25 protein-coding genes are annotated in these 26,393 nt (G+C 72.4%); 9 read left to right on the top strand and 16 right to left on the bottom strand.

The window, feature by feature from the left end; all coding sequences use genetic code 11:
* The first annotated feature begins 10 nt into the window (after positions 1–10).
* The gene (gene msrA, locus OIB37_RS23115; RefSeq protein ID WP_330459505.1) at positions 11–523 is read left to right on the top strand and encodes a peptide-methionine (S)-S-oxide reductase MsrA; all 513 of its coding nucleotides are present in this window, start codon (positions 11–13) and stop codon (positions 521–523) included.
* Positions 524–615: 92 nt separating this feature from the next.
* Here msrA and OIB37_RS23120 read toward each other — a convergent pair whose 3' ends face one another.
* The 3 genes from OIB37_RS23120 to OIB37_RS23130 all read right to left on the bottom strand — a co-directional run bounded on the left by OIB37_RS23120 (position 616) and on the right by OIB37_RS23130 (position 4,820).
* Complete coding sequence (locus tag OIB37_RS23120; protein WP_330459506.1) at positions 616–1,734, bottom strand: hypothetical protein; 1,119 nt, start codon at positions 1,732–1,734, stop codon at positions 616–618.
* 125 nt (positions 1,735–1,859) lie between these two features.
* Complete coding sequence (locus tag OIB37_RS23125; protein WP_330459507.1) at positions 1,860–3,506, bottom strand: M48 family metalloprotease; 1,647 nt, start codon at positions 3,504–3,506, stop codon at positions 1,860–1,862.
* 195 nt (positions 3,507–3,701) lie between these two features.
* Positions 3,702–4,820 (bottom strand): hypothetical protein, encoded by a 1,119-nt coding sequence (locus OIB37_RS23130; RefSeq protein ID WP_330459508.1) that lies wholly within the window; start codon positions 4,818–4,820, stop codon positions 3,702–3,704.
* A 165-nt stretch (positions 4,821–4,985) separates the two neighbouring features.
* On the opposite strand from OIB37_RS23130, the gene OIB37_RS23135 reads away from it, so the two are divergent.
* Complete coding sequence (locus OIB37_RS23135; protein ID WP_330459509.1) at positions 4,986–6,143, top strand: cystathionine gamma-synthase; 1,158 nt, start codon at positions 4,986–4,988, stop codon at positions 6,141–6,143.
* 6 nt (positions 6,144–6,149) lie between these two features.
* On the opposite strand, the gene OIB37_RS23140 is transcribed toward OIB37_RS23135, so the two are convergent.
* The 3 genes from OIB37_RS23140 to OIB37_RS23150 all read right to left on the bottom strand — a co-directional run bounded on the left by OIB37_RS23140 (position 6,150) and on the right by OIB37_RS23150 (position 7,702).
* Complete coding sequence (locus OIB37_RS23140) at positions 6,150–6,398, bottom strand: hypothetical protein (RefSeq protein WP_330459510.1); 249 nt, start codon at positions 6,396–6,398, stop codon at positions 6,150–6,152.
* Between the two features lie 127 nt (positions 6,399–6,525).
* Complete coding sequence (locus OIB37_RS23145) at positions 6,526–7,026, bottom strand: sigma factor-like helix-turn-helix DNA-binding protein (protein WP_330459511.1); 501 nt, start codon at positions 7,024–7,026, stop codon at positions 6,526–6,528.
* Positions 7,027–7,195: 169 nt separating this feature from the next.
* Entirely contained in the window at positions 7,196–7,702 is a 507-nt protein-coding gene (locus OIB37_RS23150) for a MarR family winged helix-turn-helix transcriptional regulator (RefSeq protein WP_330461943.1), read from the bottom strand.
* A gap of 161 nt (positions 7,703–7,863) precedes the next feature.
* On the opposite strand from OIB37_RS23150, the gene ilvA reads away from it, so the two are divergent.
* The gene (gene ilvA, locus OIB37_RS23155; RefSeq protein ID WP_330459512.1) at positions 7,864–9,093 is read left to right on the top strand and encodes a threonine ammonia-lyase; all 1,230 of its coding nucleotides are present in this window, start codon (positions 7,864–7,866) and stop codon (positions 9,091–9,093) included.
* Between the two features lie 90 nt (positions 9,094–9,183).
* Here ilvA and greA read toward each other — a convergent pair whose 3' ends face one another.
* Together greA and OIB37_RS23165 are read right to left on the bottom strand one after the other, a co-directional pair.
* Positions 9,184–9,684, bottom strand: coding sequence for a transcription elongation factor GreA (gene greA / locus OIB37_RS23160; protein WP_330459513.1), 501 nt, complete (start codon positions 9,682–9,684; stop codon positions 9,184–9,186).
* 171 nt (positions 9,685–9,855) lie between these two features.
* Entirely contained in the window at positions 9,856–10,254 is a 399-nt protein-coding gene (locus OIB37_RS23165; protein WP_330459514.1) for a DUF4307 domain-containing protein, read from the bottom strand.
* 102 nt (positions 10,255–10,356) lie between these two features.
* Between OIB37_RS23165 and mca the strand changes: the two genes are divergently transcribed.
* Together mca and OIB37_RS23175 are read left to right on the top strand one after the other, a co-directional pair.
* On the top strand, positions 10,357–11,238 hold the full coding sequence (gene mca, locus OIB37_RS23170; RefSeq protein ID WP_330459515.1) for a mycothiol conjugate amidase Mca: 882 nt from the start codon (positions 10,357–10,359) through the stop codon (positions 11,236–11,238).
* Entirely contained in the window at positions 11,231–11,470 is a 240-nt protein-coding gene (locus tag OIB37_RS23175) for a hypothetical protein (protein WP_330459516.1), read from the top strand. The genes mca and OIB37_RS23175 overlap by 8 nt, the downstream gene beginning before the upstream one ends.
* 8 nt (positions 11,471–11,478) lie before the next feature.
* Here OIB37_RS23175 and OIB37_RS23180 read toward each other — a convergent pair whose 3' ends face one another.
* Positions 11,479–14,682 carry a tetratricopeptide repeat protein gene (locus OIB37_RS23180; RefSeq protein WP_330459517.1) on the bottom strand — a complete coding sequence of 1,068 codons (3,204 nt, stop codon included), beginning with the start codon at positions 14,680–14,682 and terminating at the stop codon, positions 11,479–11,481.
* A 248-nt stretch (positions 14,683–14,930) separates the two neighbouring features.
* Entirely contained in the window at positions 14,931–15,254 is a 324-nt protein-coding gene (locus OIB37_RS23185; protein ID WP_330459518.1) for a hypothetical protein, read from the bottom strand.
* A 427-nt stretch (positions 15,255–15,681) separates the two neighbouring features.
* On the opposite strand from OIB37_RS23185, the gene OIB37_RS23190 reads away from it, so the two are divergent.
* Positions 15,682–16,272, top strand: a complete 591-nt coding sequence (locus OIB37_RS23190) for an ArsR/SmtB family transcription factor (RefSeq protein ID WP_330459519.1) — start codon at positions 15,682–15,684, stop codon at positions 16,270–16,272.
* Positions 16,253–18,286 (top strand): thioredoxin domain-containing protein, encoded by a 2,034-nt coding sequence (locus tag OIB37_RS23195; protein WP_330459520.1) that lies wholly within the window; start codon positions 16,253–16,255, stop codon positions 18,284–18,286. Before OIB37_RS23190 ends, OIB37_RS23195 begins: the two co-directional genes overlap by 20 nt.
* Before the next feature lie 111 nt (positions 18,287–18,397).
* On the opposite strand, the gene OIB37_RS23200 is transcribed toward OIB37_RS23195, so the two are convergent.
* The 4 genes from OIB37_RS23200 to trhA form a co-directional block, all read right to left on the bottom strand.
* Positions 18,398–18,748 (bottom strand): hypothetical protein, encoded by a 351-nt coding sequence (locus tag OIB37_RS23200; protein WP_330459521.1) that lies wholly within the window; start codon positions 18,746–18,748, stop codon positions 18,398–18,400.
* A 48-nt stretch (positions 18,749–18,796) separates the two neighbouring features.
* Positions 18,797–19,528, bottom strand: a complete 732-nt coding sequence (locus tag OIB37_RS23205) for a Mut7-C RNAse domain-containing protein (protein WP_330459522.1) — start codon at positions 19,526–19,528, stop codon at positions 18,797–18,799.
* A 33-nt stretch (positions 19,529–19,561) separates the two neighbouring features.
* Positions 19,562–20,191 carry a TetR/AcrR family transcriptional regulator gene (locus OIB37_RS23210; RefSeq protein ID WP_330459523.1) on the bottom strand — a complete coding sequence of 210 codons (630 nt, stop codon included), beginning with the start codon at positions 20,189–20,191 and terminating at the stop codon, positions 19,562–19,564.
* Positions 20,192–20,336: 145 nt separating this feature from the next.
* Positions 20,337–21,050 (bottom strand): PAQR family membrane homeostasis protein TrhA, encoded by a 714-nt coding sequence (gene trhA / locus OIB37_RS23215; protein WP_330459524.1) that lies wholly within the window; start codon positions 21,048–21,050, stop codon positions 20,337–20,339.
* A gap of 369 nt (positions 21,051–21,419) precedes the next feature.
* On the opposite strand from trhA, the gene OIB37_RS23220 reads away from it, so the two are divergent.
* Complete coding sequence (locus OIB37_RS23220) at positions 21,420–23,249, top strand: phosphoenolpyruvate carboxykinase (GTP) (protein ID WP_330459525.1); 1,830 nt, start codon at positions 21,420–21,422, stop codon at positions 23,247–23,249.
* 337 nt (positions 23,250–23,586) lie between these two features.
* Here the strand turns inward: OIB37_RS23220 and OIB37_RS23225 are convergent, their stop codons facing one another.
* Together OIB37_RS23225 and OIB37_RS23230 are read right to left on the bottom strand one after the other, a co-directional pair.
* The gene (locus OIB37_RS23225; protein WP_330459526.1) at positions 23,587–24,006 is read right to left on the bottom strand and encodes an SCO4983 family protein; all 420 of its coding nucleotides are present in this window, start codon (positions 24,004–24,006) and stop codon (positions 23,587–23,589) included.
* A gap of 160 nt (positions 24,007–24,166) precedes the next feature.
* Positions 24,167–25,378 carry a pyridoxal phosphate-dependent aminotransferase gene (locus OIB37_RS23230; RefSeq protein ID WP_330459527.1) on the bottom strand — a complete coding sequence of 404 codons (1,212 nt, stop codon included), beginning with the start codon at positions 25,376–25,378 and terminating at the stop codon, positions 24,167–24,169.
* 127 nt (positions 25,379–25,505) lie between these two features.
* Between OIB37_RS23230 and OIB37_RS23235 the strand changes: the two genes are divergently transcribed.
* The gene (locus OIB37_RS23235) at positions 25,506–26,333 is read left to right on the top strand and encodes a hypothetical protein (RefSeq protein WP_330459528.1); all 828 of its coding nucleotides are present in this window, start codon (positions 25,506–25,508) and stop codon (positions 26,331–26,333) included.
* The last annotated feature ends 60 nt before the right edge of the window (positions 26,334–26,393 follow it).

Below are 26,393 nucleotides of genomic sequence, written 5' to 3' on the forward strand. Positions count from 1 at the left end.
AGGGGCCGAAATGGCTGCGCAGACTCAGAGGGCCGTGCTGGCCGGCGGATGCTTCTGGGGGATGGAGGAGCTGATCCGTCGGCTTCCTGGCGTGACCGCGACCCGGGTCGGATACACCGGGGGTGACGTGCCGAACGCGACGTACCGCAACCACGGCACGCACGCGGAGGCCATCGAGATCCTCTTCGACCCCGAGAAGACCGACTACCGCGCGCTCCTGGAGTTCTTCTTCCAGATCCACGACCCGAGCACCAAGGACCGTCAGGGCAACGACCTCGGCCTCAGCTACCGCTCGGCGATCTACTACGTCGACGACGAGCAGAAGCGGATCGCCGAGGACACGATCGCGGACGTGGACGCCTCCGGACTGTGGCCCGGCAAGGTCGTCACCGAGGTGGAGCCGGTCGGCCCCTTCTGGGAGGCCGAGCCCGAGCACCAGGACTACCTGCAGCGTTACCCGGAGGGCTACACCTGCCACTTCCCGCGTCCGGGATGGCGGCTGCCCGCCCGCGCGGAGGGCTGACCGCGCGGAGGGCTGACCGCGCGGTGGGCTGACCGCGGGGAGGCGCGGGGTGAGGGGAAGGCCGGCCGGCCGAGGCCTTGCCGGCAGTCCGCTCAGACCTGCTCCGTCACCGCCTGTGCCACCGCCTGTGCCACCGTGTTGCGGACCTGGCAGTAGTAGGCCGCCACGTTGCCGCGGTAGCGCCAGGGGAGCGCGTTCACGTGGCCGTCGACCAGCTTGAACTGCTCCAGCGCGGCCTCGGGCCGGTTCTGCAGGTGGAGATAGAACGCCAGCAGGTGGCGCAGTTCCGGCAGTCGCGGGTGGGCGGGGTCGGCGGCGGCCGCGTCGGCCAGGGCCGCCTCGACCCGGGCCAGCATCGCGGGCGTGTTGTCGGCCTCCGTGTCCTCCGACTCGTCGTGCTCGAAGTGCGCGATGAGCGGGAGCGCCGTCAGCAGGCTGCCCCGCGGCGCCTCGGCGGCGGCCCGCTCGGCGAACTCGAACGCGAGCCGCTCCGACCCCCGCCACTTCGCGCACCAGTACTGCAGCGCCGAGAAGTGCGCCTCGTAGTGGTGCGGGGCGCGGGTGGTGATCTCCGCCCACAGCTTGTCCATCTCGGCGTTGGGGTACCCGAGGCCGAGCGCCACCCAGATCTCCGCGACGTACGGCGTCGGGTCGTCGGGGTTCAGGGCGGCGGCCCGCCGGACCTCCTCGCGGGCGCTGCGCAGCGTCCGGTGGAAGCCCTCGAACTGCTCCTGCGTCGTGTACTCGGCCCGCTTCCCGCCCCGTATGTCCCAGGCGAGGTGCACCGTGCTGCGTGCCCGGACCACGGCCGCGTCCGGGTCCTCGGGGCGTGCGGCCTCCCACTCCAGCAGCCACGCGTCGTCCTCGGCGGCGGGCTCGGCGAGCAGGTACGCCACCGCCGACCGGCGCTCCCAGTCCCGGCCGAGCGAGCGCAGCAGCTCGGCGGCGGGCTGCCAGTCGCCGGCGCGCACCGCGGCCAGCGCGGCCGCCCAGTCCGCGGGCAGCTCGGCGGCGTACTCGGTGTCCTGCCGCTCGACGGGCAGCAGCCCGAGCTTCTCGGCGGCTTCGGCGGCGGCGGTCGCCTCGGCGGCGTCGGCGTCGGCGTCCGGGCTCGGGGAGAAGAACTCCTTCAGGAACACCCCGGCCAGCCACACCACGAAGATCAGCGTGGGGACGGCCAGGGCGGCAAGTATCCAGAGAAGGACGGTCATGGGAGCTGCGGTCCCTTCGTCGAGGGGGCGGGGTGGTCGAGGGGGTGGGGCGGGAGGGCGGAGGCCCGCTGTCCGGGAGGGCGCCGGCCGGTGACGGGTACCGGCCGGTCACGAGTACCGGCCGGTCACGCCTGCTGTGTCGTCCGTGCCGTCGCCGGAGACAGCAGCGCGCGGAGCGGGGCGGAGTCGGGGTGGTCGGCCAGCGCCGCGGCCAGCGCGGTGCGCAGCTCGGCCTCGGGGTCGCTGTCCGGCGCGGCCTCCGCGGCCTGGCCGGGCAGGCGGACGGCGGCCGGGCGGGACCAGGAGAACTCCCAGTGCAGCAGCGAACGGGCGCTGAGATCGGCCAGCACCATGGTCCGCAGCCAGCCGGTCAGCTTCGGCCGTACGAACTCGCGGAAGGCGCGCCCCTTCGCGGCGGACGCCTCCTCGGACAGGGACAGCCGCTCGGTCATCCGCCACAGCCGGCCGTCGTCGATCAGGTCCAGCAGCGCGGCGAGCGTCGCCGGCTGCCCGGTGTACTCGGCCAGGGCCTGGTGCAGGGGGGTGTTCGCGGACGACAGGTTCTCGGACATCGTCGTGTTCAGCAGCTCCGGCCACTCGGCGGCGCGGCGGCAGTTCAGGATCTCCGGCCGCAGGACCGCGTCCTCCAGCGCGGCCTGGGTGCGCCGCGGGTCGGCGAGCAGGGCCAGGGACGTACCCCCGCCCTCCGCGTCGCGCCCGTCGGCGGGCAGCGCCTCGATACGGCGTACGCGTTCGGCGATCGGCGGGTGGGAGTCGTACGGCGAGACGGGCTCGGACGGCAGGTCCTGGCGCATCTGCAGCAGTTCCTGTTCGCGAGCGGTCAGCAGCCGGCCGAAGCCGCCGAAGAACTCGCCGCGCGGCGGCAGCGCACGCGCCGACAGGCCCAGCGTGGCGTAGGAGTCGAGGTAGAAGTCGTGGGAGGCGGCGACGACCGGGATCTCGCGCAGCGCCGACGCGATCGCGTCGCGCCCGGCTATGCGGGCCGCCGTCAGGTCGGCCGCGAACTCCTGCGCGCGGGCGGTGGACAGCGAGGCGCGCATGTAGAGGTTGCCGTACAGGGTGTAGATCGCCGCCATCATGCGGTACGTCCACCCGGACCCGGTGGTGTCGACCTTCCGGGCCTTCTTGCCCTTCGCGAGCCGCTTGGCGGCGGCCTTCTCCTGACGGGCGCGCTCGGACTCCTCCTTGCTGTCCGCGCTGGCGTGGAAGTTCTCGACGACCCGGCCGATCTGCGTGCGGCCGCGCACCACGAGCGCGGAGAGCCGGGTGTCACCGCCGGTGAAGTGGCCGTATTCGTGGGCGAGTACGGCCCGCAGCTGCGCTTCGCTCAGACCGGTGAGCAGCGGTACGCCGAGGCAGAGGGTGCGGGTGCCGGGGAGCAGACCGAGCAGGCGGGAGTGCTCGGCCACGGCCGCGTTGACGTCGGCGGTGAGCACGATCCGGTCGGGGGCGCGGGTGCCGGCCGCCGACGCGAGGTCGCGTACCAGCGCCCACAGCCGGGGTTCGTCGGCCTCGGTGACCGCGATGCCGGCCGGGTCCTCGGCCTTGGGCGTGCGCAGCATGAACATGCCGCGTACGACGGGGACGGCGAGCAGCACCGTGACGACGAGCAGCTTGCCGCCGGTCACGCCGTGCACCTTGGTGAGCAGGACGGCGTCGATGCCGATCAGTGCCGCGAGCAGCACGATGCTCAGCAGGTAGAAGCCGGAGAGCAGGACAAGGGCGCGCAGCGCGCGCAGAGTTGCGCCCATTGGGCAGATCCCCCCACAGGATCCAGAGAGACAAGGGACATACGGTCATGGCCGACGCCGCGGGACGGTGCCGCCGATGAGTGTGGGGGGAGTTCGGAGCGAGCCGCCGAGCAAAGCGAGAGCAAAGTCCGGATCAAGCGGAGTATGCCCTACCGCAGGTCAGCGCGGCAATCCTTCAGCGGTTCGGCCGGCAGTTCAGCCGGGCAGGGGCGCGGGGCTGCCTCCGGCGGCCTCGTAGCCGGCCACCGCCACCGCGCGGTAGAGGGCGAACTCGGCGGCCGGGTCGGCCGTCAGGGTCCACGGCAGCGCGCCGACGTGGCCGTCGACGTGGGTCAGCTGGTCCATGGCCTCGGCCCAGCGCTCGGCCCGTACCAGGAAGAAGACCAGCAGGTGGCGGACGTGGGCCGCCATCGGGTCGTCGGGGCGGGCGTGGTGCACCGCGTGCAGCGCGCCGTGCATCGCCTTGGTGACGACCTCGCTCCGGTAGAAGCTCGCGACCAGGTTCACCTCGGGCAGGTGCTCGAAGACCGCGAACAGCGGCAGCGCGGCCGTCAGCGAACCCTCGGGGGCGCGGGCCGCCGCGGCCTCGGCGAAGGCGTACGCCCGCTCGCGCGAGCCGTGCCACTTCTCGCACCAGTAGTGCAGCGCGGCCAGATGCGCGCCCATGTGGTGGGGCGCGAGGTCGACGATCTTCAGCCACAGCCGCTCGAACTCCGGCGCCGGATACGCCAGGCCCCGGGCGACGGACAGCTCCACGATGTACGGGACCGGATCGCCGGGGGCCGCCTGCGCCGCCTCCCGGCAGGCTTCCCGGGCCTCCTTCATGATGATCGGGAAGTCCTCGGTGCCCGGCCTCGACGTCCGCCACGCCTGCTGCACCAGGAACTCCGCGTACACCGCCGTGGCGCCCGCGTCCTCGGCCCGCTCGGCCCGCCACACCCTGAGCCACTGTCCGCCGGGCGTCTCGTGGACCCCTCCGGGCCGCTGCTGCAGCTCCAGCGACGCCGCACCGGCGAAGGCCTGCACCCGCTGCCACCGCGCCTCGGCCGCCGTCCCGGTGCCCGCCAGCAACTGCTCGGCCGCCCGGTAGTCCTGGGTGCGCCGCACCACGTCCAGCACGTCCAGCAGGTCCTGGTCCGCCCCGGGCATCCGTACGTCCAGCTCCTCCTGGCGCGCGAAGCCGTACTTCGCCGGGTCGGCCGGGCCCGCGTGCCCCGGGGAGACCCGACCGGTCCCGCCGCGCCGCCGCCGCAGGAACGGCACCAGCACGAAGCCCAGCGTGAGCAGCGCCATGAGCAGCCAGAGAATCGCCATGTCCCAAGCGAACCAGACGCCCACGACAATTGGCCAACCCCTCCGCCGCGCCTGTGGAAAACCCGGGTCCGGGCCGGAGCCCGACGGGGAAACCGGCGCCTCGCCGCGCGCGCGGCGGTCTGTGTGTCCGGCAGCACTCCCGCGAGCGCATTACGCTCGGTGCACATGAGCGACAGCCACATCAGCCAGCACTTCGAGACCCTCGCGATCCACGCGGGCAACACCGCGGACCCCCTCACGGGCGCGGTCGTCCCGCCCATCTACCAGGTCTCGACCTACAAGCAGGACGGCGTCGGCGGCCTGCGCGGCGGCTACGAGTACAGCCGTAGCGCCAACCCGACCAGGACCGCCCTGGAGGAGAACCTCGCCGCGCTGGACGGCGGACGCCGCGCCTTCGCGTTCGCCTCCGGCCTCGCCGCCGAGGACACCCTGCTGCGCACGCTGCTCAGCCCGGGTGACCACGTGGTGATCCCGAACGACGCCTACGGCGGCACGTTCCGCCTGTTCGCGAAGGTCGCCACGCGCTGGGGCGTGGAGTGGTCCGTCGCCGACACCAGCGACCCGGCCGCCGTGCGCGCCGCGATGACGCCGAAGACCAAGGCCGTCTGGGTGGAGACCCCCTCCAACCCGCTGCTCGGCATCACCGACATCGCCGCCGTCGCCCAGGTCGCCCACCACGCGGGCGCGCGGCTCGTCGTCGACAACACCTTCGCCACGCCCTACCTCCAGCAGCCGCTGTCGCTCGGCGCGGACGTCGTCGTGTACTCCCTGACGAAGTACATGGGCGGCCACTCCGACGTCGTCGGCGGTGCGCTGGTCGTCTCCGACCAGGAGCTGGCCGACGAGCTGGGCTACCACCAGAACGCGATGGGCGCCGTCGCCGGCCCCTTCGACTCCTGGCTGGTGCTGCGCGGCACCAAGACCCTCGCCGTGCGCATGGACCGCCACAGCGAGAACGCCACGAAGATCGCCGACATGCTGACCCGGCACCCGCGCGTGACCAGCGTGCTCTACCCGGGCCTGCCCGACCACCCGAACCACGAGGTGGCCGCCAAGCAGATGAAGGCCTTCGGCGGCATGGTGTCCTTCCGGGTCGAGGGCGGCGAGGAGGCGGCCGTCGAGGTGTGCAACCGCGCCAAGGTGTTCACCCTCGGCGAGTCCCTCGGCGGTGTCGAGTCGCTCATCGAGCACCCGGGCCGCATGACCCACGCCTCCGCCGCCGGCTCCGCCCTGGAGGTCCCGGCCGACCTGGTGCGTCTGTCCGTGGGCATCGAGAACGTCGATGACCTGCTGGCCGACCTGGAGCAGGCCCTGGGCAAGTAGTCCCGGTCACCAGCCGGTGAGGGGTGGGGTCGTCCGCGAGGGCGGCTCCACCCACGGCTGTGTCCTGGCCGCCCAGACGGTGAACGCCACCACCGCGGCGCACAGCACCAGCCACAGCAGCCACCGCGCCAGCCGTCTGCGCCGCAGCACCCGCGTGCCGCGACGGACGACCTCGTCGTACAGCTCCGGCGGCACGGGCTTCGCGGCCTGCTCCATGAGCCGCCGCACGGCGGCCTCCCGCTCACGCCGGTTCACCGGCATCCCTCCTCGCGCCGAGCACCGCGCCCGCGCCTCATGGCGGTGCCGACGTCGCGCCCGCGCCTCATGACGGTGCCGGCGTCGTGCCCGCGCCTCGTGACGGCGGCGACGTCGTGCCCGCGCCTCATCGCGGCGCCGTCCGCACGCCCGCCGGGCGCGGAGCGGTGCGCACCGGGTGCAGTACGGCGGCCGTCGCGCGGTCGCACAGGGTGTGCACGCGTTCGGCGGGCACCCCGAGCAGGGCCGCGGTCTGCTGTTCGGCGACCCCTTCGTACAGCCGCAGCACCAGGATCAGCCGTTCCTGCGGGGTGAGGGCGGCGAGCGGGTTGCGCGGGTGGGGCCGGGCGCCGCGGAAGGCGCCGTAGTGGTGCCATGTCCCGCGCGCGAAGCGGGTGGCGAGGTACTGGCGGGCGCAGTCGTAGGGGTCCTCGCCGCGCAGTCCGTCCCAGCGGGCGTAGGTGTGGGCGAGCGACAGGGTCAGCAGGCGACGCGCGCGCGGGTTGGCGTCCGGGGCCTCCGCGGTGAGCAGGGTGGCGGCGTGCAGCAGCCGTCCGCCCGCGCCCGCGACGAACGCCTCGAACTCCCGGGCCCGTCGGGCATCGCGCGGAGCCTGCCGATCACGCACCGTGCCTCCCCCCTGAGGGGGCCCTGTCCGGTACGGAACCGGTCGACCGTGCGCGCACGGGACCGGTCCGACCGTGTACGACGCAGGACCCGGTCTCATATGAGGCCAGCGGCGGCCCGGGGTCAAGAGTCCGGACGACGTCACTGGCGCGGCATCGCCGGCCCGGGGCTCAGGAGGCGGCCGGCGGCTGCGTCGCCGGTACTCCCGGGACCGTCATGCGGGTGGACAGGGCGGTGTTGAAGCGGGTGAGCAGCGCACAGAACTGCTCACGCTCCTCCGGCGCCCAGTCCTGGGTCAGCTCGGCCATCAACTGGCGCCGGGACACGCGCACTTCCTCCAGCCGGGCGGCGCCGCGCGGGGACAGCTGCAGGACGACGGCCCGCCCGTCCTCCGGGTGCGAGGTGCGCTTGACCAGCCCCGTGTCGACCAGGGGGGCCACCTGCCGGGTCACCGTCGAGGAGTCGATCCCCATGCTCGAGGCGAGCGCCTTGACGCCCATGGGGCCTTCCTTGTCCAGGCGGTTGAGCAGCAGGTACGCAGCGCGGTCCATGGAGTTGCGCACCTGTCCGACGCCACCGAGCCGGGTCTGTTCGGCGCGGCGGGCGAAGAGGGCCACCTCGTGCTGGAGGATGTCGAGAAGACCGGGGTCACCGACAGTCGTCATGTCCATCGACATTTCAGGTGTTGTGGGCATGGCCGAAGGCTCGCTTCATGAGTGGGCGCTGGGTTGGGGGACAGGGTACGCGGCCCGGGGGCGGGCCGTACCGGCGCTGCGCAAACCCGTTCCGGAGCTGGTCCTTCCCGTCGTGCACGACCATGAGCTGCGAGACTTGAGCCATGAGCTACGGCATGACCGGCCCCTCGCGTTCCGTGATCCTGGACGATGTGCGCGGGGCGCAGAAGATGCTCTCGGGCGTGGCACGGGTGACCGCGATGGAGAGCAGCCGGCACCTGTCCCAGCTGGTCGGCGCGCCGGTGCACCTGAAGTGCGAGAACCTGCAGCGGACCGGCTCGTTCAAGCTGCGCGGCGCCTACGTGCGCATCGCCGGGCTGCTCCCCGAGGAGCGCGCCGCGGGGGTGGTGGCCGCGAGCGCCGGGAACCACGCGCAGGGCGTGGCGCTGGCCTCCTCGCTGCTGGGCGTGCACGCCACCGTCTTCATGCCGCTGGGCGCCCCGCTGCCGAAGATCAGCGCCACCCGGGAGTACGGCGCCGAGGTGCGCATGTACGGCCAGGTCGTCGACGAGACGCTGGCCGCCGCCCAGGAGTACGCGGCCGAGACGGGCGCGGTGTTCATCCACCCCTTCGACCACCCGGACATCATCGCCGGGCAGGGCACGATCGGCCTGGAGATCCTGGAGCAGTGCCCGGAGGTGGGCACGATCGTAGTCGGCATCGGGGGCGGCGGCCTCGCGGCCGGTATCGCGGTCGCCGTGAAGTCGCTGCGGCCGGACGTCAGGATCGTGGGGGTGCAGGCGGAGGGCGCCGCGGCCTACCCGCCCTCGCTGGCCGCGGGGCGCCCGGTGTCGGTGCGCAACCCGGCGACGATGGCCGACGGCATCAAGGTGGGCCGGCCCGGAGACGTGCCCTTCGAGATCATCAGGGACCTGGTCGACGAGGTGCGCACGGTCGGCGAGGACCAGCTGTCGGCGGCGCTGCTGCTGTGTCTGGAGCGGGCCAAGCTGGTCGTGGAACCGGCCGGGGCGAGCCCGGTGGCCGCTCTGCTCGCGGAGCCCGGCGCCTTCCCCGGCCCGGTGGTGGCCGTGCTGTCCGGCGGCAACGTCGATCCGGTGCTGATGCAGCGGGTACTGCGGCACGGCATGGCCGCGCAGGGCCGCTATCTGGCGGTCCGGCTGCGGCTGACGGACCGCCCGGGCGCCCTCGCCACGCTCCTCGGAGTGCTGTCGGCGGCCGACGCCAACGTGCTCGACGTGAGCCACATCCGCACCGACCCGCGGATCGGGCTCACCGAGGCCGAGGTGGAGCTGCACCTGGAGACGATGGGGCCGGAGCACTGCGCCGAGGTCGGGCACGCCCTGCGCGAGGCGGGCTACACGATCCTCGACTGACGCCCGGCACGACGCGGTGACACGCACGCACGACGAAGCCCCGGCGTCCGAGGGGACGCCGGGGCTCCGGCCGGGTACGGGGAACCGGGATCAGCCCGAGTACGGCTCGGCCTTCAGGATCCGCACCGAGGACTTCTTGCCGTTGGGCAGCTCGTACTGCGCGTCCTCGCCGACCTTGTGGCCGATCACGCCGGAGCCCAGCGGGGACTGCGGGGAGTACGTCTCGATGTCGGAGCTCGCGTACTCGCGGGAGGCGAGCAGGAACGTCATCGTGTCGTCCTCGTCGCCGTCGAAGGCGATCGTGACGACCATGCCCGGCGCGACGGCGCCGTCGGCGGAGACCGGGGCCTCGCCGACCTGGGCGCTCTCCAGCAGCTGGGTCAGCTGGCGCACACGCAGCTCCTGCTTGCCCTGCTCCTCCTTGGCCGCGTGGTACCCGCCGTTCTCGCGCAGGTCGCCCTCCTCGCGCGCCGCCGCGATCTTGCCGGCGATCTCGGTGCGCGCAGGACCAGTAAGGTACTCAAGCTCGTCCTTGAGCTTGTTGTACGCCTCCTGGGTCAGCCAGGTGACGTTCTCGCTGGTCTGGGTCACAGGGTGCTCCTCGTCGGTACTGGGAATACAAAAGCTCGCCCTACCCAGAAGCATGTTCCTTCTTGGATGGGCGAAACCACGAGCCTAACAATTCAAGGGCGAAAGGGGGAGGACATAAGCCATCAGAATTGCATCAACGCAGGTCAGGGCGTACGCATTCCGAGTGGTGGCTCAGCCGGCGTGGCACCCCAGCAGCTCGGCCGTCGTACCCCTGGCCGTCGTACGGAGCGTGACGACCTTGTCGATGCGCGTGTCCCGGCCGGTGAAGCGGAAGTCCGCCCGGCCCACCTCCGCGCCGTCGGCCGACTGGGAACGCAGGGTGCAGTAACCGGCGACGCCCGCGTCCTTGTGGACCTCCAGGTGCACCTGGACCGCGTCGGCGGCGGTCTGGAAGGTGATCACCTGGGCGTTGATCTCGTTGCGCGCGACGTAGTGGTAGGCGAAGTATCCGACCAGCGCGAGCAGGGCCGCGCCCAGCACGGCCCCGGCGATCCTGAGCCTGTGGTCGGTGCGCTCGTCGGAGGAACGGCCGTAGCGACCCTCGGGCAGCCGCGCACTCGCCGTACCCATGATCGTCCTCTCCGCGGAATTATTCGCCCCCCGATTCGGTCACTATAGAAGCTGCGACACGCACCCCAAGACACGGGGCGCCGACCTACCGAGGATTGAGTCTTGACTGACCAGCTGCGACTGATGGCCGTTCACGCGCATCCCGACGACGAGTCGAGCAAGGGTGCGGCCACGATGGCGAAGTACGTGTCCGAAGGGGTGGACGTGCTGGTGGTGACCTGCACGGGCGGAGAGCGCGGCTCCATCCTCAACCCCAAGCTCCAGGGCGACGCGTACATCGAGGAGCACATCCACGAGGTGCGCAAGAAGGAGATGGACGAGGCCCGGGAGATCCTCGGCGTCAAGCAGGAGTGGCTCGGCTTCGTCGACTCCGGCCTGCCCGAGGGCGACCCGCTGCCGCCGCTGCCCGAGGGCTGCTTCGCCCTGGAGGACGTCGACAAGGCGGCCGGCGAGCTGGTCCGCAAGATCCGCGCCTTCCGTCCGCAGGTGATCACCACCTACGACGAGAACGGCGGCTACCCGCACCCCGACCACATCATGACCCACAAGATCTCCATGGTGGCGTTCGAGGGCGCGGCGGACACCGAGAAGTACCCCGAGAGCGAGTTCGGCCCCGCCTTCCAGCCGCGGAAGCTCTACTACAACCAGGGCTTCAACCGCCCCCGCACCGAGGCGCTGCACCACGCGATGCTCGACCGCGGCCTGGAGTCGCCGTACGGGGAGTGGCTCAAGCGCTGGGACGAGTTCCAGCGCGCCGAGCGCACGCTGACCACGCACGTCCCGTGCGCCGACTTCTTCGAGATCCGCGACAAGGCGCTCATCGCGCACGCCACGCAGATCGACCCCGACGGCGGCTGGTTCAAGGTGCCCATGGAGATCCAGAAGGACGTCTGGCCGACGGAGGAGTACGAGCTCGCGAAGTCGCTCGTGGACACCTCCCTCCCCGAGTCCGACCTCTTCGCGGGCATCCGGGACAATGCCTGACATGAGCGCAAGCGTGAGCCTGGCAGTGACGCACCTCGTCCCCCTCGCCAAGGAGATCGACGAGAACAAGGTCACCCCCGGCGTCCTCGGCTTCATCGTGTTCGCGGTGATGGCCCTGGCCGTGTGGGGCCTGATGAAGTCGATGAGCAAGCACATGCGGAAGGTCGACTTCAAGGAGGCCCCGGAGACCGGGACCGAGAAGAAGACCGGCTCCGCGGCGCAGCGGGGCTGACCCGCGGGTCAACTCCGCGCCGGTACCGTCACCCCCATCACCTCACGGGCGTGACGGTCCGGCGTCATGCGCAGACGCCAGGCCTGCCAGCCCGCGTCGAGATCCACGCCGTGCTCCAGCAGCACGGCGTACGCCGGCAGCCACTCGCCCAGCTTCTCGTCCCGCAGCGGATGCGCGGCACGGGCCAGCCGGTCCAGCTCCTCCCGGGCCACCGCCGTGCCCACCTCCACCCCGCCCGGCGCCGCGTACGGCAGCAGGGTGCAGCGCAGGAAGCGCGCCCAGTCCTCACCGCGCCGGTCGCCGTAGGACGTGAACAGCACCAGCGCCTGGTCGCACAGGTCCAGCGCCGCCTGCGTACGCGCGTTGCCCGCGTCCACCACCGCCAGCTCCAGGCAGGTCCAGGCCTCGCCGTGGGGGACCCCGATGCGGTGGAAGTCGCTGCGGGCGTCCATGAGCAGCTGGCGGGCGAAGCCCGAGTTGCGCAGCGAGCCGGTCTGCGCCGCCCGCTGGTCCCGGGTGACCCGGGCCGAGTGATGCCGGGCGCAGGCCAGGCCGTAGACGTCCCGCATCCGGGAGAACATCGAGCGCGAGCGCTCCAGGTCGCGGACCGCGTGATCCAGGTCGCCGGTCTCCTCCAGCGCCTGACCGAGGTGGTACAGCGTCCAGGCCTCCCCGCGGGCGTCCTCGTTCTCCCGGTGCCGGGCGGCGGCCCGGCGCAGGCCCTCGACGGCGGGGGCGGCGTCCCCGGCGACCAGCCGTGCCCGGGCCAGCTGGGTCAGCGCCCACGCCTGCCCGCGCGCGTCGTGCGTTCGGCCGTACTGCTCCAGGGCGACGCGCAGCTCCCGCTCCGCGCCCGGTACGTCGCCCCTGCGCAGGGTCAGCTGGCCGAGCTGGTAGTGCGCCCAGGCCTCGCCGTGCAGGGAGCTGCCCGCACGGTGCAGGGCCAGGGAGCGGGTGAGCAGGTCCTGGGACTGCGACAGCCGGGCGCGGTCCCGCTCGACCGCCGCCAGCGCGTGCATCGTCCAGGCGCGGTCCGTCGCCAGACCCGCGGCCTCCTGCAGGTCCAGGGCCTCCTGGAGCTTGACGGCCGCCTCGGCGAGGTTGCCCTGGTGGTGCAGGGTGATCCCGAGGGAGCACAGCGCACGGGCCGCGCCCGCGTCGTGATGGGCCTCCCGGTACAGGTCCACCACCGAGGCCAGCGTGGTGCGCGCCTTGTCCAGCTCGCCCAGCTGCCGGGCCGCGATACCGGTACGCCACTGCACCGAGCGCATCAGCAGGCCCTCGTCCACCGTCTGCGCCAGCTCGCCGATCTCGCCGAGCCGGTAGAGGTCCCCGCGCAGCAGGCAGTAGTCGCACAGCGCGCCGAGCAGGTTCAGCACCGCCGCCCGGTCGACTCCCTCCGCGTGCCGCAGCGCCGCCGTGATGAAGCTGGACTCGTCGTCCAGCCAGCGCAGCGCCTCGTCCATGGAGGTGAAGCCGTGCGAACCGAACCGGTCCGAACGCGTCGACATGTTGCCGTCGACCAGACGCAGCACCGACTCGGCCAGCTCCGCGTAGTCCACGATCAGCCGCTCCTGCGCCGCCGCCCGCTCGGCGGGTTCCTCCTCGTCCACCAGACGGGCCTGCGCGAAGGCGCGCACCAGGTCGTGCAGCCGGTAGCGGCTGCCGCGCACCTGGTCGAGCAGACCGGCCCGCGCGAGTTCGAGCAGATGCCGCTCGGCCTCCCGCTCGTCCGCACCCAGCAGCGCGGCGGCCGCCGCGACACCGAGCGAGGCCCGGCCGGCCAGCGCGAGCCTGCGCAGCAGCCGGCGCCCGGCCTCCGGCTGATCGGTGTAGCGCAGCCACAGCGCACGCTCCACCGGGCCCACCGTGCCGTACGCCCCCAGGTCGGCGGCGAGCTGCCGGGGTGAGCGCGGGCCCAGCGCGGAACCCGCGACGCGCAGCGCCAGCGGCAGCCCTCCGCACCACTGCCGGATCCGGTCCGAGGCCTCGGCGTCGTACGGCCCCGATGCCTCCTGCGCGGCCGCGCCGAGCAGCTCCTCGGCGCCCGCCGCGTCCAGCGCCTCCACCGGCAGCCGGTGCACCCGGGCCGGAAGGTCGGCGGGCAGCTTCAGCGGTGTGCGGGCGGTGACCAGGACCAGGCTGTCGGAACGCTCGGGCACCAGCGCCCGCACCTGCTCCGGGTCGGAGACGTCGTCCAGCACGATGGTCACCGGTAGCCCGGTCAGATGCCGGTGGTACAGCTCGGCGAGGCGCTTGACCTGCTGGTCCGGGGTGGAGCGTTCGCGGAACAGCAGCTGCTCGCGGGGCGCGCCGAGCCGGTTGAGCAGATGCAGCAGGGCGTCCCGCGTGGACAGCGGCGGCTCGTCCCGGCTGCCGCCGCGCAGGTCCACGACGACCGCGCCGCGGAAGTGGTCGCGCAGGTCGTGCGCCGCGCGTACCGCGAGTGTCGTACGGCCCGAGCCGGGTTCGCCGTGCAGGACCACCACGGTCGGCCGGGTCTCCGTGGCCGCCCGCGACGCCTGCGCCCACTGCCTGATCCGCGCCAGCTCCTCCCGTCGACCGGCGAACGGTCCCTCCGGTGAACGGAGTTGGGAGAAGGACTGCTCCAGCACCGTACGCCTGCGGGCCGCCGCGCTCTTGTCCGTCCCGCGCAGTGCCGGACCCCCCGGCTTCTGCGGGCCGGTGGGAGCGCTGAGCACTCGCTGCTGCTCGAGGAACGGACGGATGCCGCGCACCTCCAGAGCGGTCAGCCACTGCAGCCGAAGCTGCTCCGGGCCGCCGGGCTGACCTGCCGCGCCCGCGCGATGGTGCGCGGCGGGCAGATGGGTCCCGGCCACCTTCACCACCGTGGCGGCCGCGCCCACCACCCCCACGGCGACGCCCGCGCCGACGGCCGTGCCGGTACCGGTGCCGAGCGAGAGGTCGGCGACCGTGGCGGCGACCGCGGCGACACCCGCCACCAGCAAGGCCGTTGCGGCGCCGTCGCGCGCGTACCGCTCGCCGAACGTGAGCCGGCCGGCCTCGCCCGCGTCCAGCGCCCGCGTGTAGGCCTCGTACTCCTCGTCCGCCGACCGCGCCATCGCGTCGAGTGCCCCACGCGCCCGCGACAGCAGCACCTGTCCGTCGGTCTTCCCGCCCGAGCGGCGCACCTCCTCCTGAACGGCCCGCTCCAGCGTCCGCTCGGCCTCCGCCCGATGACCGTCCCTCATGTCCCGTCCCCCTCCGGCGGCAACTCCGTTGCCTACGAGTGTCCTTCGGGGAGGACGGGTGCGCGAGGGGGCGTCGATCACGGGGCGCTCGGCGTCGCCCGTCACGCCGCAGCGATCGCCGGCCCGGCGTCCAGGGCCAGGCGTCCGGGCCGCGGTGCCCGGAGTTCGGAGTTCGAGGTCAGGCGCCCGGCGTCGTACCCGAGGGACTGTCAGTCCGACGTCGCCCCCGAGTGACTGCCGGTCCGGTGTCACCGCCGGAGTCGGCCGCGTATCCGCCCCTTTCCCTCGGACAGCGCCAGCACCAGGCAGGCCCCCGCCAGCGTCCCCTCCGCTACCGCGCAGGCCAGGGCCTCGGCGAGCGGTGCGCCCGCCGGTGACGTCGTTATGTCGAACCAGGCGTCCAGGACGGCGACGGCCGCTGTCGCCGAGGCGGTGAGGCGGAAGCGGGAGTCGGCCCGGAGGCCGAGCAGGGCGGTGGCGGCGCAGCCCGCCGCCATGAGGGCGTCCAGGCCGGCCCAGGCCAGAGACCAGTGCCGTACCTCCGTGCTGGCCGGGAGGGTCAGGGCGAGCACCACCGTCCAGGGAACGAGCAGGACGGCACCCGCCCCGAGCAGGGCCAGCGTCCACCACTTCCCGCTCCCCGGCCTCCCGCTCCCCGGCCTCCCGCTCCCCGGCCTCCCGCCCCTCGACTTTCCACGCCCCTGCGCCCCACTCTCCGGCCCCCCACTTTCAGGCGCCCCACCCTCCGACCCCCCGCTCTCCGGCCCCCCACTCCCCGGCCTCTCGCTCCTCGACTCCACCCTCATCCCCGGCCCCCTGTCGGCATCGCCCGGTACCCGATTCCGCGTGCTCCGCCCGCGTACCCGTGTCCCCGCGCCCTCGTCGCTCGTCCCGTTCGGCCTCCACGTTAGACCGCAGAGAAAGTTCTGCAAAGAAAATTCGGCAGACATCGGGGACACCTCAGGGACGTCTCAGGGTTCTCAGGGTTACCGTGACGCCATGACCGACGGCATGCCCGAGATGACCAGCCTGGAGCGCACCGCTCTCTACAAGTCCCTCGGCAACCCCCTGCGCCGCCGGATCCTCGACCACCTCGGGCGCCACGGCGAGGCGAACTCCACCGGCCTCGCCCGGGAACTCGGCGAGAGCTCCGGCACCACCAGCTACCACTTGCGCAAACTCGCCGAGCAGGGACTCGTCGAGGAGATCCCCGAGAAGTCCGGCGGGCGTGAGCGCTGGTGGCGGTTGCTGCCGTTCAGGCACACCACCCCCGACCCGGCCGCGATGTCCCCCGAGGAGTACGCGGCCGCGGCCCGACTCGCCCAGCTCAAGATCGAGGTGGACACCGCCCTCTTCCGCCGCGCCCACCAGGAGTACCGCGGCCCGGAGGGCTGGGCCCAGGTCCAGCGCCACGGCACCTGGCTGACCAGGGAGGAGCTGCTCGCGTTCATGGGCGAGTACCACGCCCTGCTGGAGCGCTACGGACACTCCCGCGAGGAGGCTCCCGAAGGGGCGCGCCCGGTGTCGATGCGTTTCTACGCCCTGGCGGAGCCCGTGGGAGAGTGGAACGGTGAACCGACTGGCCCATGAGACGTCCCCGTACCTGCTCCAGCACGCCGACAACCCCGTCGACTGGTGGCCGTGGTCGGCCGATGCCTTCGACGAGGCCCGCAGGTCGAACAAGCCCGTCCTGCTGAGCGTCGGGTACGCGAGCTGCCACTGGTGCCATGTCCTTGCGGAGGAGAGCTTCGAGGACGACGTCACCGCGGCCTACATGAACGAGAACTTCGTCAACATCAAGGTCGACCGCGAGGAACGCCCCGACATCGACGCCGTCTACATGGAGGCCGTCCAGGCCGCGACCGGGCAGGGCGGCTGGCCCATGACCGTGTTCCTCACCCCGGACGCCGAGCCCTTCTACTTCGGCACCTACTTCCCGCCCGAGCCCCGGCACGGCATGCCCTCCTTCCGGCAGGTACTGGAAGGCGTCCGGCAGGCCTGGGACGACCGGCGCGAGGAGGTCACCGAGGTCGCCGGGAAGATCGTGCGGGACCTCGCCGAGCGGGACATCTCCCACCAGGGCGACCAGCCGCCCGGCGAGCAGGAACTGGCACAGGCGCTGCTCGGCCTCACCCGCGAGTACGACGCGCAGCGCGGCGGGTTCGGCGGCGCCCCGAAGTTCCCGCCGTCCATGGTCCTGGAGTTCCTGCTGCGCCATCACGCCCGCACCGGTTCCGAGGGTGCCCTGCAGATGGCCCGGGACACCTGCGAGCGGATGGCCCGCGGCGGAATCTACGACCAGCTCGGCGGCGGGTTCTCCCGCTACTCGGTCGACCGTGACTGGGTCGTCCCGCACTTCGAGAAGATGCTGTACGACAACGCCCTGCTGTGCCGGGTGTACGCCCACCTGTGGCGGGCCACCGGATCGGACCTCGCCCGCCGGATCGCGCTGGAGACCGCCGACTTCCTGATCCGCGAACTGCGCACCGGCGAGGGCGGGTTCGCCTCGGCGCTGGACGCCGACAGCGACGACGGCAACGGCCGGCACGTCGAGGGCGCGTACTACGTGTGGACCCCCGAACAGCTGCGTGAGGTGCTGGGGGACGAGGACGCCGAACTCGCCTCCCAGTACTTCAAGGTGACCCGGGAGGGCACCTTCGAGGACGGTCAGTCCGTCCTGCAACTCCCGCAGACCGAGGGCGTTTTCGACGCGGAGCGGATCGCGTCCGTCAAGGAACGGCTGCTGGCGGCACGGGCGCGGCGTCCGGAGCCCGGCCGGGACGACAAGGTCGTCGCCGCCTGGAACGGCCTGGCGGTCGCCGCACTCGCCGAGACCGGCGCCTACTTCGGCCGCCCCGACCTGGTCGAGGCCGCTCTCGCAGCCGCCGACCTCCTCGTCCGCGTGCACCTGGACGAGCACGGCCATCTCGCCCGGACCAGCAAGGACGGCCGGGCCGGTGTCAACGCCGGTGTGCTGGAGGACTACGCCGACGTCGCCGAGGGCTTCCTGGCGCTCGCCTCCGTGACGGGCGAAGGGGTCTGGCTGGACTTCGCCGGACTGCTCCTGGACCATGTGGTCGCGCGCTTCACCGACCCGGACAGCGGCGCCCTGTACGACACCGCGTCCGACGCGGAGAAGCTCATCCGCCGCCCGCAGGACCCCACCGACAACGCCACCCCCTCAGGCTGGACGGCCGCCGCGGGCGCCCTGCTGGGCTATGCCGCGCACACCGGTTCCGAGGTCCACCGGGCCGCCGCTGAACGGGCGTTGGGTGTCGTCAAGACGCTCGGGCCGCGCGTGCCCCGGTTCATCGGATGGGGCCTCGCCGTCGCCGAGGCGCTGCTCGACGGCCCCCGGGAGGTCGCGGTGGTCGGACCCTCGCTGCGCGAGGCGGGGACCGCCGCACTGCACCGCGCGGCGCTTCTCGGTACGGCCCCGGGCGTGGTCGTCGCCGCCGGGACCGTGGACAGTGACGAGTTTCCGCTGCTCGCCGGTCGCCCCCTGGTGGACGGCGAGGCCGCGGCGTACGTCTGCCGTCACTTCACCTGCGACGCGCCGACGACGGATCCGGCACGGCTGCGCGCGGTGCTGGGCGGCAGCTGAGCGACACGGGCACACGGCGGGGCGGCAGCGGCGAACTGTCCGTATGCGAGCAGGCGTTCGGACGGTTCCCGCTCCCCGCGGCCGCGCGGCGCGTCCGTCCGAACAGGGGCGTCAGGCGTAGCTGAGGATCAGGGCGCACAGCGTCAGCTGCGCGCCCCACTGCGCCAGTACGGCCCCGAGCCTGACGCCGGCCCGCGAGGCCGGGGGCCACAGCAGCGCCAGCAGACCGCCCAGGACCGCGATCCAGAAGCTTGCGTAGAGGAGTCCGTCGGGCACCGAGGCGCACTCCTCGCCGTACATGAGGCACCTGGTGGCGCGTGGCGAGGAGATGGCCACGAAGATGCTGAACCCGGTCATCGGCAGAAGCAGTCCCAGCCCCCACCCGGCCCAGAGCCGGAGAGCGTGGGCGCTGTCGCTGTCGCCGGTCTGTCGCGGGGCGCCGGCCGCCTGTGTGATGTCCATGGCTCCAGCCAACCGCGCGGGGGGTGCCCCGGGGACCGGCGCGCGTACTCAACCTTCCTGGGTACACATGCTCAACGCCTGCTCCACGACCGCCTCCAGCTGGTCGTGGTGGGCGCCCTTCCAGTAGGCGCGGCCGCAGGCCGTGCACTGGGCGAAGACGTCGTACGACCGCTGGGTGCCGCTCTTGAGCTGGTCGGCGACCTGTTCCTTGGTGGCCTCCCGCAGCAGGCCGTTGCAGGCGGTGCAGCGGGTCCAGGGGCGCAGTTCGGGGGCGAAGCGGGCGAGGACGTCCTGGAGCTGGTCCTCGGGGCGGGTGCTGTAGACGTACGCGCCCGCCCACAGCTCGCGGCGGCGCAGCAGGCCGCGGTCGCGGCTGAGCATGACCCGCTTCTCGGCCGCCGAGCGGGCGGCGAGCGCGGGGTCGCCGATGTCGGTCGACTCGTAGGCCGTGTCGACGCCGAGCAGGCGCAGCCGGCGGGCGAGGGTGCCGAGGTGGACGTCGAGGAGGAAGCGCAGGGGTGCGCCGGGGACCCGCTGCGGGTGCGGGACGGGGCGGACGCTGACCGACTCGCCGGCCGCCGGGATGTGGGAGCGAGACACCTCGCGGCCGTCCACGACCAGCGCGCCGACCTCGGTCAGCGGGACGCCGAGGGACTCGATGACGTGCCCGAGGGTCGAGACCCCGTCGGTGCCGAGCGCGGTGGCGGCGGCACGCCGGGCGTGCGGCACGAACACATGGAGCTCGGAGGCGACTTCGACGTGGATCTCGGGTCCGTTCACCCTGTCAGCATGGCACGGGGAGCGGTCCGTGCCTCAGTGCTTTTTTCCGGGCAGGCCGCGTTCCAGGGCGGTGACGGCGCGCTCCAGGAGGGCGCGGAGGTCGTCCTCGTGGCCGTGCTCGGCCCAGTACACGGTGACCTCCGTCAGCACTCCCACCAGGGACGTGGCGTGGACCCGCGCCTCCAGGCCGTCCGGGGGCAGGCCGGTGCGTTCCGCGATGGCCCGGCGGAGCAGCCGGCCGGTGTCGGACATGTTCCGCGTCATCCGGGCGCGGACCGCGGGCACGTCGAGGGCCAGCCGCGCCCGCAGCCGGGCCGCCCGTGGGTCCTCGGCCTCGCCCACGGCCACGACCGCGCCGATCGCGTGGCGCAGGGAGTCCGCCCACGACTCGTCCGACGGCCGGGCGCGCAGCTCCGTCAGGAGGATCTCGTCGTACCCGTCGGTGAGCACGATGTCCTCCTTCGTGGGGAAGTAGCGGAAGATCGTGGACGGCGACACCTCGGCCCGCTCGGCGATCCGGTCGACCGTCGTCGCGTCGTATCCCCACTCCTCGACCAGGGCGTACGTCGCCGAGCGGATCGCCTCCCGCGTCTTGGTCTTCTTGCGCTCGCGCAGGCCGGGGCGGGGCCGGTCGGTGGGGGAGTCGGTGCGTGCGGGCGTCATGGGGCTCATGGTAGCCCCGAAGTGAAAGTGACTCCTGAAAGATGGAGACGGTCAATAGGGAGTGACTCTTGGGTGTGGAGAAGGGCATGAAAAGACGGTCACGGCTCGTGAGCCGTGACCGTCGGACGGTGAGGGGGAGGGGTGGTCACCCGTGCTGGTAGGCCACCAGTGAGATGCCGACGTAGTGGACGACGAAGGCGGCCAGCGTGAAGGAGTGGAAGACCTCGTGGAAGCCGAACCAGCGGGGTGAGGGGTTCGGGCGCTTTATGCCGTAGATGACGCCGCCCGCGCTGTAGAGCAGCCCTCCGACGATCACCAGGACCAGGACGGCGATGCCGCCGGCGTGCATGAAGTCGGGCAGGAAGAAGACGGCCGCCCAGCCCATGGCGATGTAGCAGGGGGTGTAGAGCCAGCGGGGGGCGCCGACCCAGAAGACACGGAACGCGATGCCCGCGGCGGCCGCGCCCCAGATGCCCCACAGCAGCCACTGCCCCTTCGCGCCGGGCAGGAGCAGCATGGTGAGCGGGGTGTAGGTGCCCGCGATGATCAGGAAGATGTTGGCGTGGTCGAGGCGGCGCAGGAGGCCGCCCATGCGCGGCCCCCACTCGCCCCGGTGGTACAGCGCGCTCACGCCGAAGAGCAGGCAGGCCGTCAGGGCGTAGATCCCGCAGGCGACGCGTCCTCTGGTGGAGTCGGCCAGCGCGGTGAGCGCCAGCCCCGCGACGAGGACGGCCGGGAACATGCCGAGATGCAGCCAGCCGCGGAGCCTTGGCTTGGCCGGGTGTGGCAGGGAGGGCGCGGCGGGACCGGGGCCTGCGGCCGGCGTGTCCGTGGGCGCGTCGGGGACGGGCGCAGTCATGGTCCGCATCGTACCTACGGGGCCGTAAATTGCGGATCAGTGAGGGTGCTTGACGGCCCGCGTCCGGACATCGTCTCACGGTGGGGTTCCGGGCGCGCGCGCAAAGAATCCTTCAGGTGAACTCAACGTGCGCGTAAAGGGACATGGGGGTACCCAGGGAAGACGCGAAAACCGTGGCCTTCCTCACGCCGCTCACCTGTGAAGCCCTCTGGACATATGCGCAGTAGAGTCGGATGATCAAATGAGTGCGGTCGACACCGGATGAGCAGCAGCCCCGTCGGGGTGGCTCTGCGGCATCCGGGTCGCAGCCCCCACGGGGCCAAGGAACACATCCCTGACAAGGGCATACACCCTCACCTAGGAGCGATCGTGGCGCGCGACATCGCGGCTCCCACCGTCCCCACCCAGCACCAGGAACTGATCTCGTGGGTCAACGAGATCGCCGAACTGACGCAGCCGGACCGCGTGGTCTGGTGTGACGGATCCGAGTCCGAGTACGAGCGCCTGTGCGAGGAGCTCGTCGGCAAGGGCACCTTCAAGAAGCTCGACCCGATCAAGCGCCCGCACTCCTACTACGCGGCCTCGGACCCGACCGACGTGGCCCGCGTCGAGGACCGAACCTTCATCTGCTCCGAGAAGGAGGAGGACGCCGGCCCGACGAACCACTGGAAGGCCCCCGGCGAGATGCGGGAGATCTTCCAGGGCGCCGGCGGCGAAGGCGGCCTGTTCCGCGGCTCGATGCGCGGCCGCACGATGTACGTCGTGCCGTTCTGCATGGGCCCGCTCGGCTCCCCGCTGTCCGCACCGGGTGTGGAGATCACGGACTCCGCGTACGTCGCCGTCTCCATGCGCACGATGACGCGCATGGGCCAGGCCGTCCTCGACGAGCTGGGCGACGACGGCTTCTTCGTCAAGGCCGTGCACACCCTCGGCGCCCCGCTGGAGGAGGGCCAGGAGGACGTCGCGTGGCCCTGCAACTCCACCAAGTACATCTCGCACTTCCCCGAGGACCGCGAGATCTGGTCCTACGGCTCCGGCTACGGCGGCAACGCGCTGCTCGGCAAGAAGTGCTACGCCCTGCGCATCGCCTCCGTCATGGCCCGCGACGAGGGCTGGCTGGCCGAGCACATGCTGATCCTCAAGCTCACGCCCCCGCAGGGTGAGTCCAAGTACGTGGCCGCCGCCTTCCCTTCGGCCTGCGGCAAGACCAACCTCGCCATGCTGGAGCCCACGATCTCCGGCTGGACCGTGGAGACCATCGGCGACGACATCGCCTGGATGCGCTTCGGCGAGGACGGCCGCCTGTACGCGATCAACCCCGAGGCCGGCTTCTTCGGCGTCGCGCCCGGCACCGGTGAGCACACCAACGCCAACGCGATGAAGGCGCTGTGGGGCAACGCGGTCTTCACCAACGTCGCGCTCACCGACGACGGTGACATCTGGTGGGAGGGCATGACGGAGGAGACTCCGGCCCACCTGACGGACTGGAAGGGCAACGACTGGACGCCCGCGTCCGAGACCCCGGCCGCGCACCCCAACGCCCGCTTCACCGTGCCCGCTTCGCAGTGCCCGATCATCGCGCCGGAGTGGGAGGACCCCAAGGGCGTGCCGATCTCGGCGATCCTCTTCGGCGGCCGCCGCGCCACCGCCGTGCCGCTGGTGACGGAGTCCTTCGACTGGGACCACGGCGTGTTCCTCGGCGCCAACGTGGCCTCCGAGAAGACCGCCGCCGCCGAGGGCAAGGTCGGCGAACTGCGCCGCGACCCCTTCGCGATGCTGCCCTTCTGCGGCTACAACATGGGCGACTACATGGCCCACTGGATCGACGTGGCCAAGGACAAGGACCAGTCCAAGCTGCCGAAGATCTACTACGTCAACTGGTTCCGCAAGAACGACGAGGGCAAGTTCGTCTGGCCCGGCTTCGGTGAGAACAGCCGCGTCCTGAAGTGGATCGTGGAGCGCCTGGACGGCAAGGCCGAGGGCGTCGAGACCCCGATCGGCGTGCTGCCCACGCGCGATGCGCTGGACACCGACGGCCTCGAACTGTCCGACTCCGACCTGGACTTCCTCCTCAAGGTCGACCCGGAGGTCTGGCGCGAGGAGGCGGCCCTCGTCCCCGAGCACCTCAACACCTTCGGCGACCACACCCCGAAGGAGCTGTGGGACCAGTACCGCGCGCTGGTGGAGCGCCTGGGCTGAGCCCGCTCCGCAAGACTCCACGGCCGGTCACGGATGCCCTGACCAGCGATCGTCACGGCCGGCCGTGGTGACACCACCGAGAGCCCCGCACAACGGCGTGCGGGGCTCTCGTCCATGTCGAGCGGTCCTCCGGAACCGGGTGCGTACGAAGGTGTCGACGGCCTCGAAGAGGTTCCGGCACGCAACCGGAGAGGGTGCCTCCGGCGGCTCGGCGGCTCGGTGGTTCGGCACCGGGGCCGCGGCCCGCCCGGGGTGCGGTGTGGTGCGTGGCGCCCGGTCCGCGCGTCGCTGCGGGTGCGCGCGGACCGGGGCCGTTCGGGGGACCCCGGGGGTGGGGTCAGACGGCCGTGCTGAGTTCCCTCGGCTCGGCCGCCGCGGCGGCGTGCGCGTCCATCCGCTCGGCCGCGAGGATGGCCGCCGCGGTGTCCGCCCGGGAAGCGGCGACGACGAGGGCGCGGCCCGCGAGGGCGTGCGCCCGGCGGTGGAGGGGCACCGGTGCGGTGGACGCCGCCGGGGTGGCGCGTACCGGTGCGTGCCCGCCCCGGAGCCGGGCCACCTGTCCGGCGAGCCGCTCGGCGGCCGCGTCCAGGTCGGTGCACGGGGTCAGCGCGCGCAGTTCGTCGGTGACGGCGAGCAGCGCGGCGAGGTGTCCGGCGAGCTGGATGTCCAGCTCCTCCTCGCGCGAGCGGTGGGGAAAGTCCGAGGTGGTGCCGGCCATCGTGCTGTGGACCGACTTGCTGCGGATCGGTTCGTACATGGGGATGGCCTCCTGTGCTGACAGGAAACCATCCTAGCTTGGATTTCGTCTAAAGTTGAGTCGAGTCACGGACTGCGGTCCGGTGGCTACGGCGGGCGGCAGCGGCGGCCCGCCGTGGTCGGCCCGCCATGGCCGGCCGTGTCCGCTCGGCGGCGGCCCGCTACGGCTGGCTGTATCCGTCGAGGAAGGTCCCGATCCGGGTCACCGCGTCCTTGAGGTCGCCGACGTTCGGCAGGGTCACCACGCGGAAGTGGTCGGGTTCGGGCCAGTTGAAGCCGGTGCCCTGGACCACCATGATCTTCTCCTGGCGCAGCAGGTCCAGGACCATCCGCCGGTCGTCCTCGATCTTGAAGACCTGCGGGTCGAGGCGCGGGAAGAGGTACAGCGCGCCCTTGGGCCGTACGCAGCTCACGCCCGGGATCTGGGTCAGCAGCTCGTAGGCGGTGTCCATCTGTTCCTTCAGGCGGCCGCCCGGCAGGACGAGGTCGTTGATCGTCTGGCGTCCGCCGAGCGCGGCGACGACGCCGTGCTGCCCCGGCATGTTGGCGCACAGGCGCATGTTCGCCAGGATCGTCAGACCCTCGATGTAGGAGTCGGCGTGGGCGCGCGGGCCGGAGACGGCCATCCAGCCGACGCGGTATCCGGCCACCCGGTACGCCTTCGACATGCCGTTGAAGGTGAGCGTGAGCAGGTCGGGGGCGACCTTGGCGGTCGGGGTGTGCGTGGCGCCGTCGTAGAGGATCTTGTCGTAGATCTCGTCGGAGCAGACCAGCAGGTTGTGCCGGCGGGCGATGTCGGTCAGGCCCTTGAGCATCGCCTCGTCGTAGACCGCGCCCGTGGGGTTGTTCGGGTTGATGACGACGATGGCCTTGGTGCGGTCGGTGACCTTGCGCTCGATGTCGGCGAGGTCGGGCATCCAGTCGGCCTGCTCGTCGCACCGGTAGTGCACGGCGGTGCCCCCGGAGAGGGAGACGGCGGCGGTCCACAGCGGGTAGTCGGGCGCCGGGACGAGGACCTCGTCGCCGTCGTCGAGCAGCGCCTGCATGGCCATCACGATCAGCTCGGAGACGCCGTTGCCGATGAAGACGTGCTCGACGTCGGTCTCGATGCCGATGGTCTGGTTGTGCATGACGACCGCGCGGCGGGCGGCCAGCAGGCCCTTGGCGTCGCCGTAGCCGTGCGCCGAGGAGACGTTGCGGAGGATGTCCTCGAGGATCTCCGGGGGGCACTCGAAGCCGAAGGCCGCGGGGTTGCCGGTGTTGAGCTTCAGGATGCGGTGACCAGCCGCCTCCAGCCGCATCGCCTCCTCGAGCACCGGGCCCCGGATCTCGTAACAGACGTTGGCGAGCTTGGTCGACTGGATCACCTGCATGCCGGTGAGCTTACGGCCAGGTAGTGCCGTTCGGGCCGTGTTTTCCACCACGTGGGACACGGAGGATTTGCATCGTTATCGCCCGCCGCTGTCTCAGGAGTCATATGCATCCCTAGAATTCGCTGACATGTCCACCGAACACGAGTACGGGGCGGGGGCGTACGACGCGCACGGCACGGGTGGCGAGTCGCAGATCCGGCCCCACGTGTACCTCCCCCAGGCATCCCCGGCCCCCTCCTATGACGAGTACGCCGATCCCGCCGCGGCCCATGGCTGGCAGAACGCCTACGACGAGACCCGCGAGCTGCCCGTCTACCCCACGGACCCGGAACCGACCGGACCGGCCGGACCGAGCGAGCCGACCGGGCTGAATGGGCCGGCCGAGTCGGCCGAGTCGGCCGAGCCGGCCGGGTCGATCGGGCGGACCGCTCCGGCCGAGTCCGGCGGGTCCGCCGGGCCGGGCGAGGCCGACGAGGCGGGCGGTCGTGCCGGGCGCCGGCGCAAGCGCGAGCGCGAGCAGGGTGGTCGCCGCAGGGTGGCGATCGTCGCCGGGGTCGCCGGTGCGGTCGGGGCGGTCGCCCTGGCCGCAGGTCTCCTGGAGTCGGGTTCCCCCGCTGGGCACACGGGTCCGGCGAGCGGCGGCCGTGTCGCTCCCAGTGCCGCGACCGGCGGCCCGGGCAGCGGCGCTCCGGCCGCGACGGTCACGGCCGACACCCTGTCCGGCGACGCGTCGTCGTCCCTCGCCCCCACGCATGTCGCCGTCCCGCCCGCGGCGGCCACGTCCTCGGCCGCGAGCGCGTCGGCCGGGGCGTCCGCGAGCGAGGCCGCCTCGCCGACCGCCCCGACGGCCACCGCCCCCGCGTCGACGGCCGCGAGTTCGCCGACGCCGACCGCGACCTCCTCACACCACTACGGCGGGAGGCACGGCCGGCGCGGCGGCGGGGGATTCGGCTGACGGACCGGCGCCCGCCCCGGCTCGCGCGCTGAACCGGTTGTTCACGCGCCTTGTTCACGC

The sequence above is a fragment of the Streptomyces sp. NBC_00820 genome (assembly GCF_036347055.1).
In the GTDB taxonomy this organism is placed as follows: domain Bacteria; phylum Actinomycetota; class Actinomycetes; order Streptomycetales; family Streptomycetaceae; genus Streptomyces.

What these genes read in the sequence shown, in the direction of transcription:
- msrA (WP_330459505.1), top strand. Translation starts at nt 11, where the DNA reads ATGGCTGCGCAGACTCAGAGGGCCGTGCTGGCCGGCGGATGCTTCTGG.
- OIB37_RS23120 (WP_330459506.1), bottom strand. Translation starts at nt 1,734, where the DNA reads ATGACCGTCCTTCTCTGGATACTTGCCGCCCTGGCCGTCCCCACGCTG.
- OIB37_RS23125 (WP_330459507.1), bottom strand. Translation starts at nt 3,506, where the DNA reads ATGGGCGCAACTCTGCGCGCGCTGCGCGCCCTTGTCCTGCTCTCCGGC.
- OIB37_RS23130 (WP_330459508.1), bottom strand. Translation starts at nt 4,820, where the DNA reads ATGGCGATTCTCTGGCTGCTCATGGCGCTGCTCACGCTGGGCTTCGTG.
- OIB37_RS23135 (WP_330459509.1), top strand. Translation starts at nt 4,986, where the DNA reads ATGAGCGACAGCCACATCAGCCAGCACTTCGAGACCCTCGCGATCCAC.
- OIB37_RS23150 (WP_330461943.1), bottom strand. Translation starts at nt 7,702, where the DNA reads ATGTCGATGGACATGACGACTGTCGGTGACCCCGGTCTTCTCGACATC.
- ilvA (WP_330459512.1), top strand. Translation starts at nt 7,864, where the DNA reads ATGAGCTACGGCATGACCGGCCCCTCGCGTTCCGTGATCCTGGACGAT.
- OIB37_RS23165 (WP_330459514.1), bottom strand. Translation starts at nt 10,254, where the DNA reads ATGGGTACGGCGAGTGCGCGGCTGCCCGAGGGTCGCTACGGCCGTTCC.
- OIB37_RS23175 (WP_330459516.1), top strand. Translation starts at nt 11,231, where the DNA reads ATGCCTGACATGAGCGCAAGCGTGAGCCTGGCAGTGACGCACCTCGTC.
- OIB37_RS23180 (WP_330459517.1), bottom strand. Translation starts at nt 14,682, where the DNA reads ATGAGGGACGGTCATCGGGCGGAGGCCGAGCGGACGCTGGAGCGGGCC.
- OIB37_RS23190 (WP_330459519.1), top strand. Translation starts at nt 15,682, where the DNA reads ATGACCGACGGCATGCCCGAGATGACCAGCCTGGAGCGCACCGCTCTC.
- OIB37_RS23200 (WP_330459521.1), bottom strand. Translation starts at nt 18,748, where the DNA reads ATGGACATCACACAGGCGGCCGGCGCCCCGCGACAGACCGGCGACAGC.
- OIB37_RS23210 (WP_330459523.1), bottom strand. Translation starts at nt 20,191, where the DNA reads ATGACGCCCGCACGCACCGACTCCCCCACCGACCGGCCCCGCCCCGGC.
- trhA (WP_330459524.1), bottom strand. Translation starts at nt 21,050, where the DNA reads ATGACTGCGCCCGTCCCCGACGCGCCCACGGACACGCCGGCCGCAGGC.
- OIB37_RS23225 (WP_330459526.1), bottom strand. Translation starts at nt 24,006, where the DNA reads ATGTACGAACCGATCCGCAGCAAGTCGGTCCACAGCACGATGGCCGGC.
- OIB37_RS23230 (WP_330459527.1), bottom strand. Translation starts at nt 25,378, where the DNA reads ATGCAGGTGATCCAGTCGACCAAGCTCGCCAACGTCTGTTACGAGATC.
- OIB37_RS23235 (WP_330459528.1), top strand. Translation starts at nt 25,506, where the DNA reads ATGTCCACCGAACACGAGTACGGGGCGGGGGCGTACGACGCGCACGGC.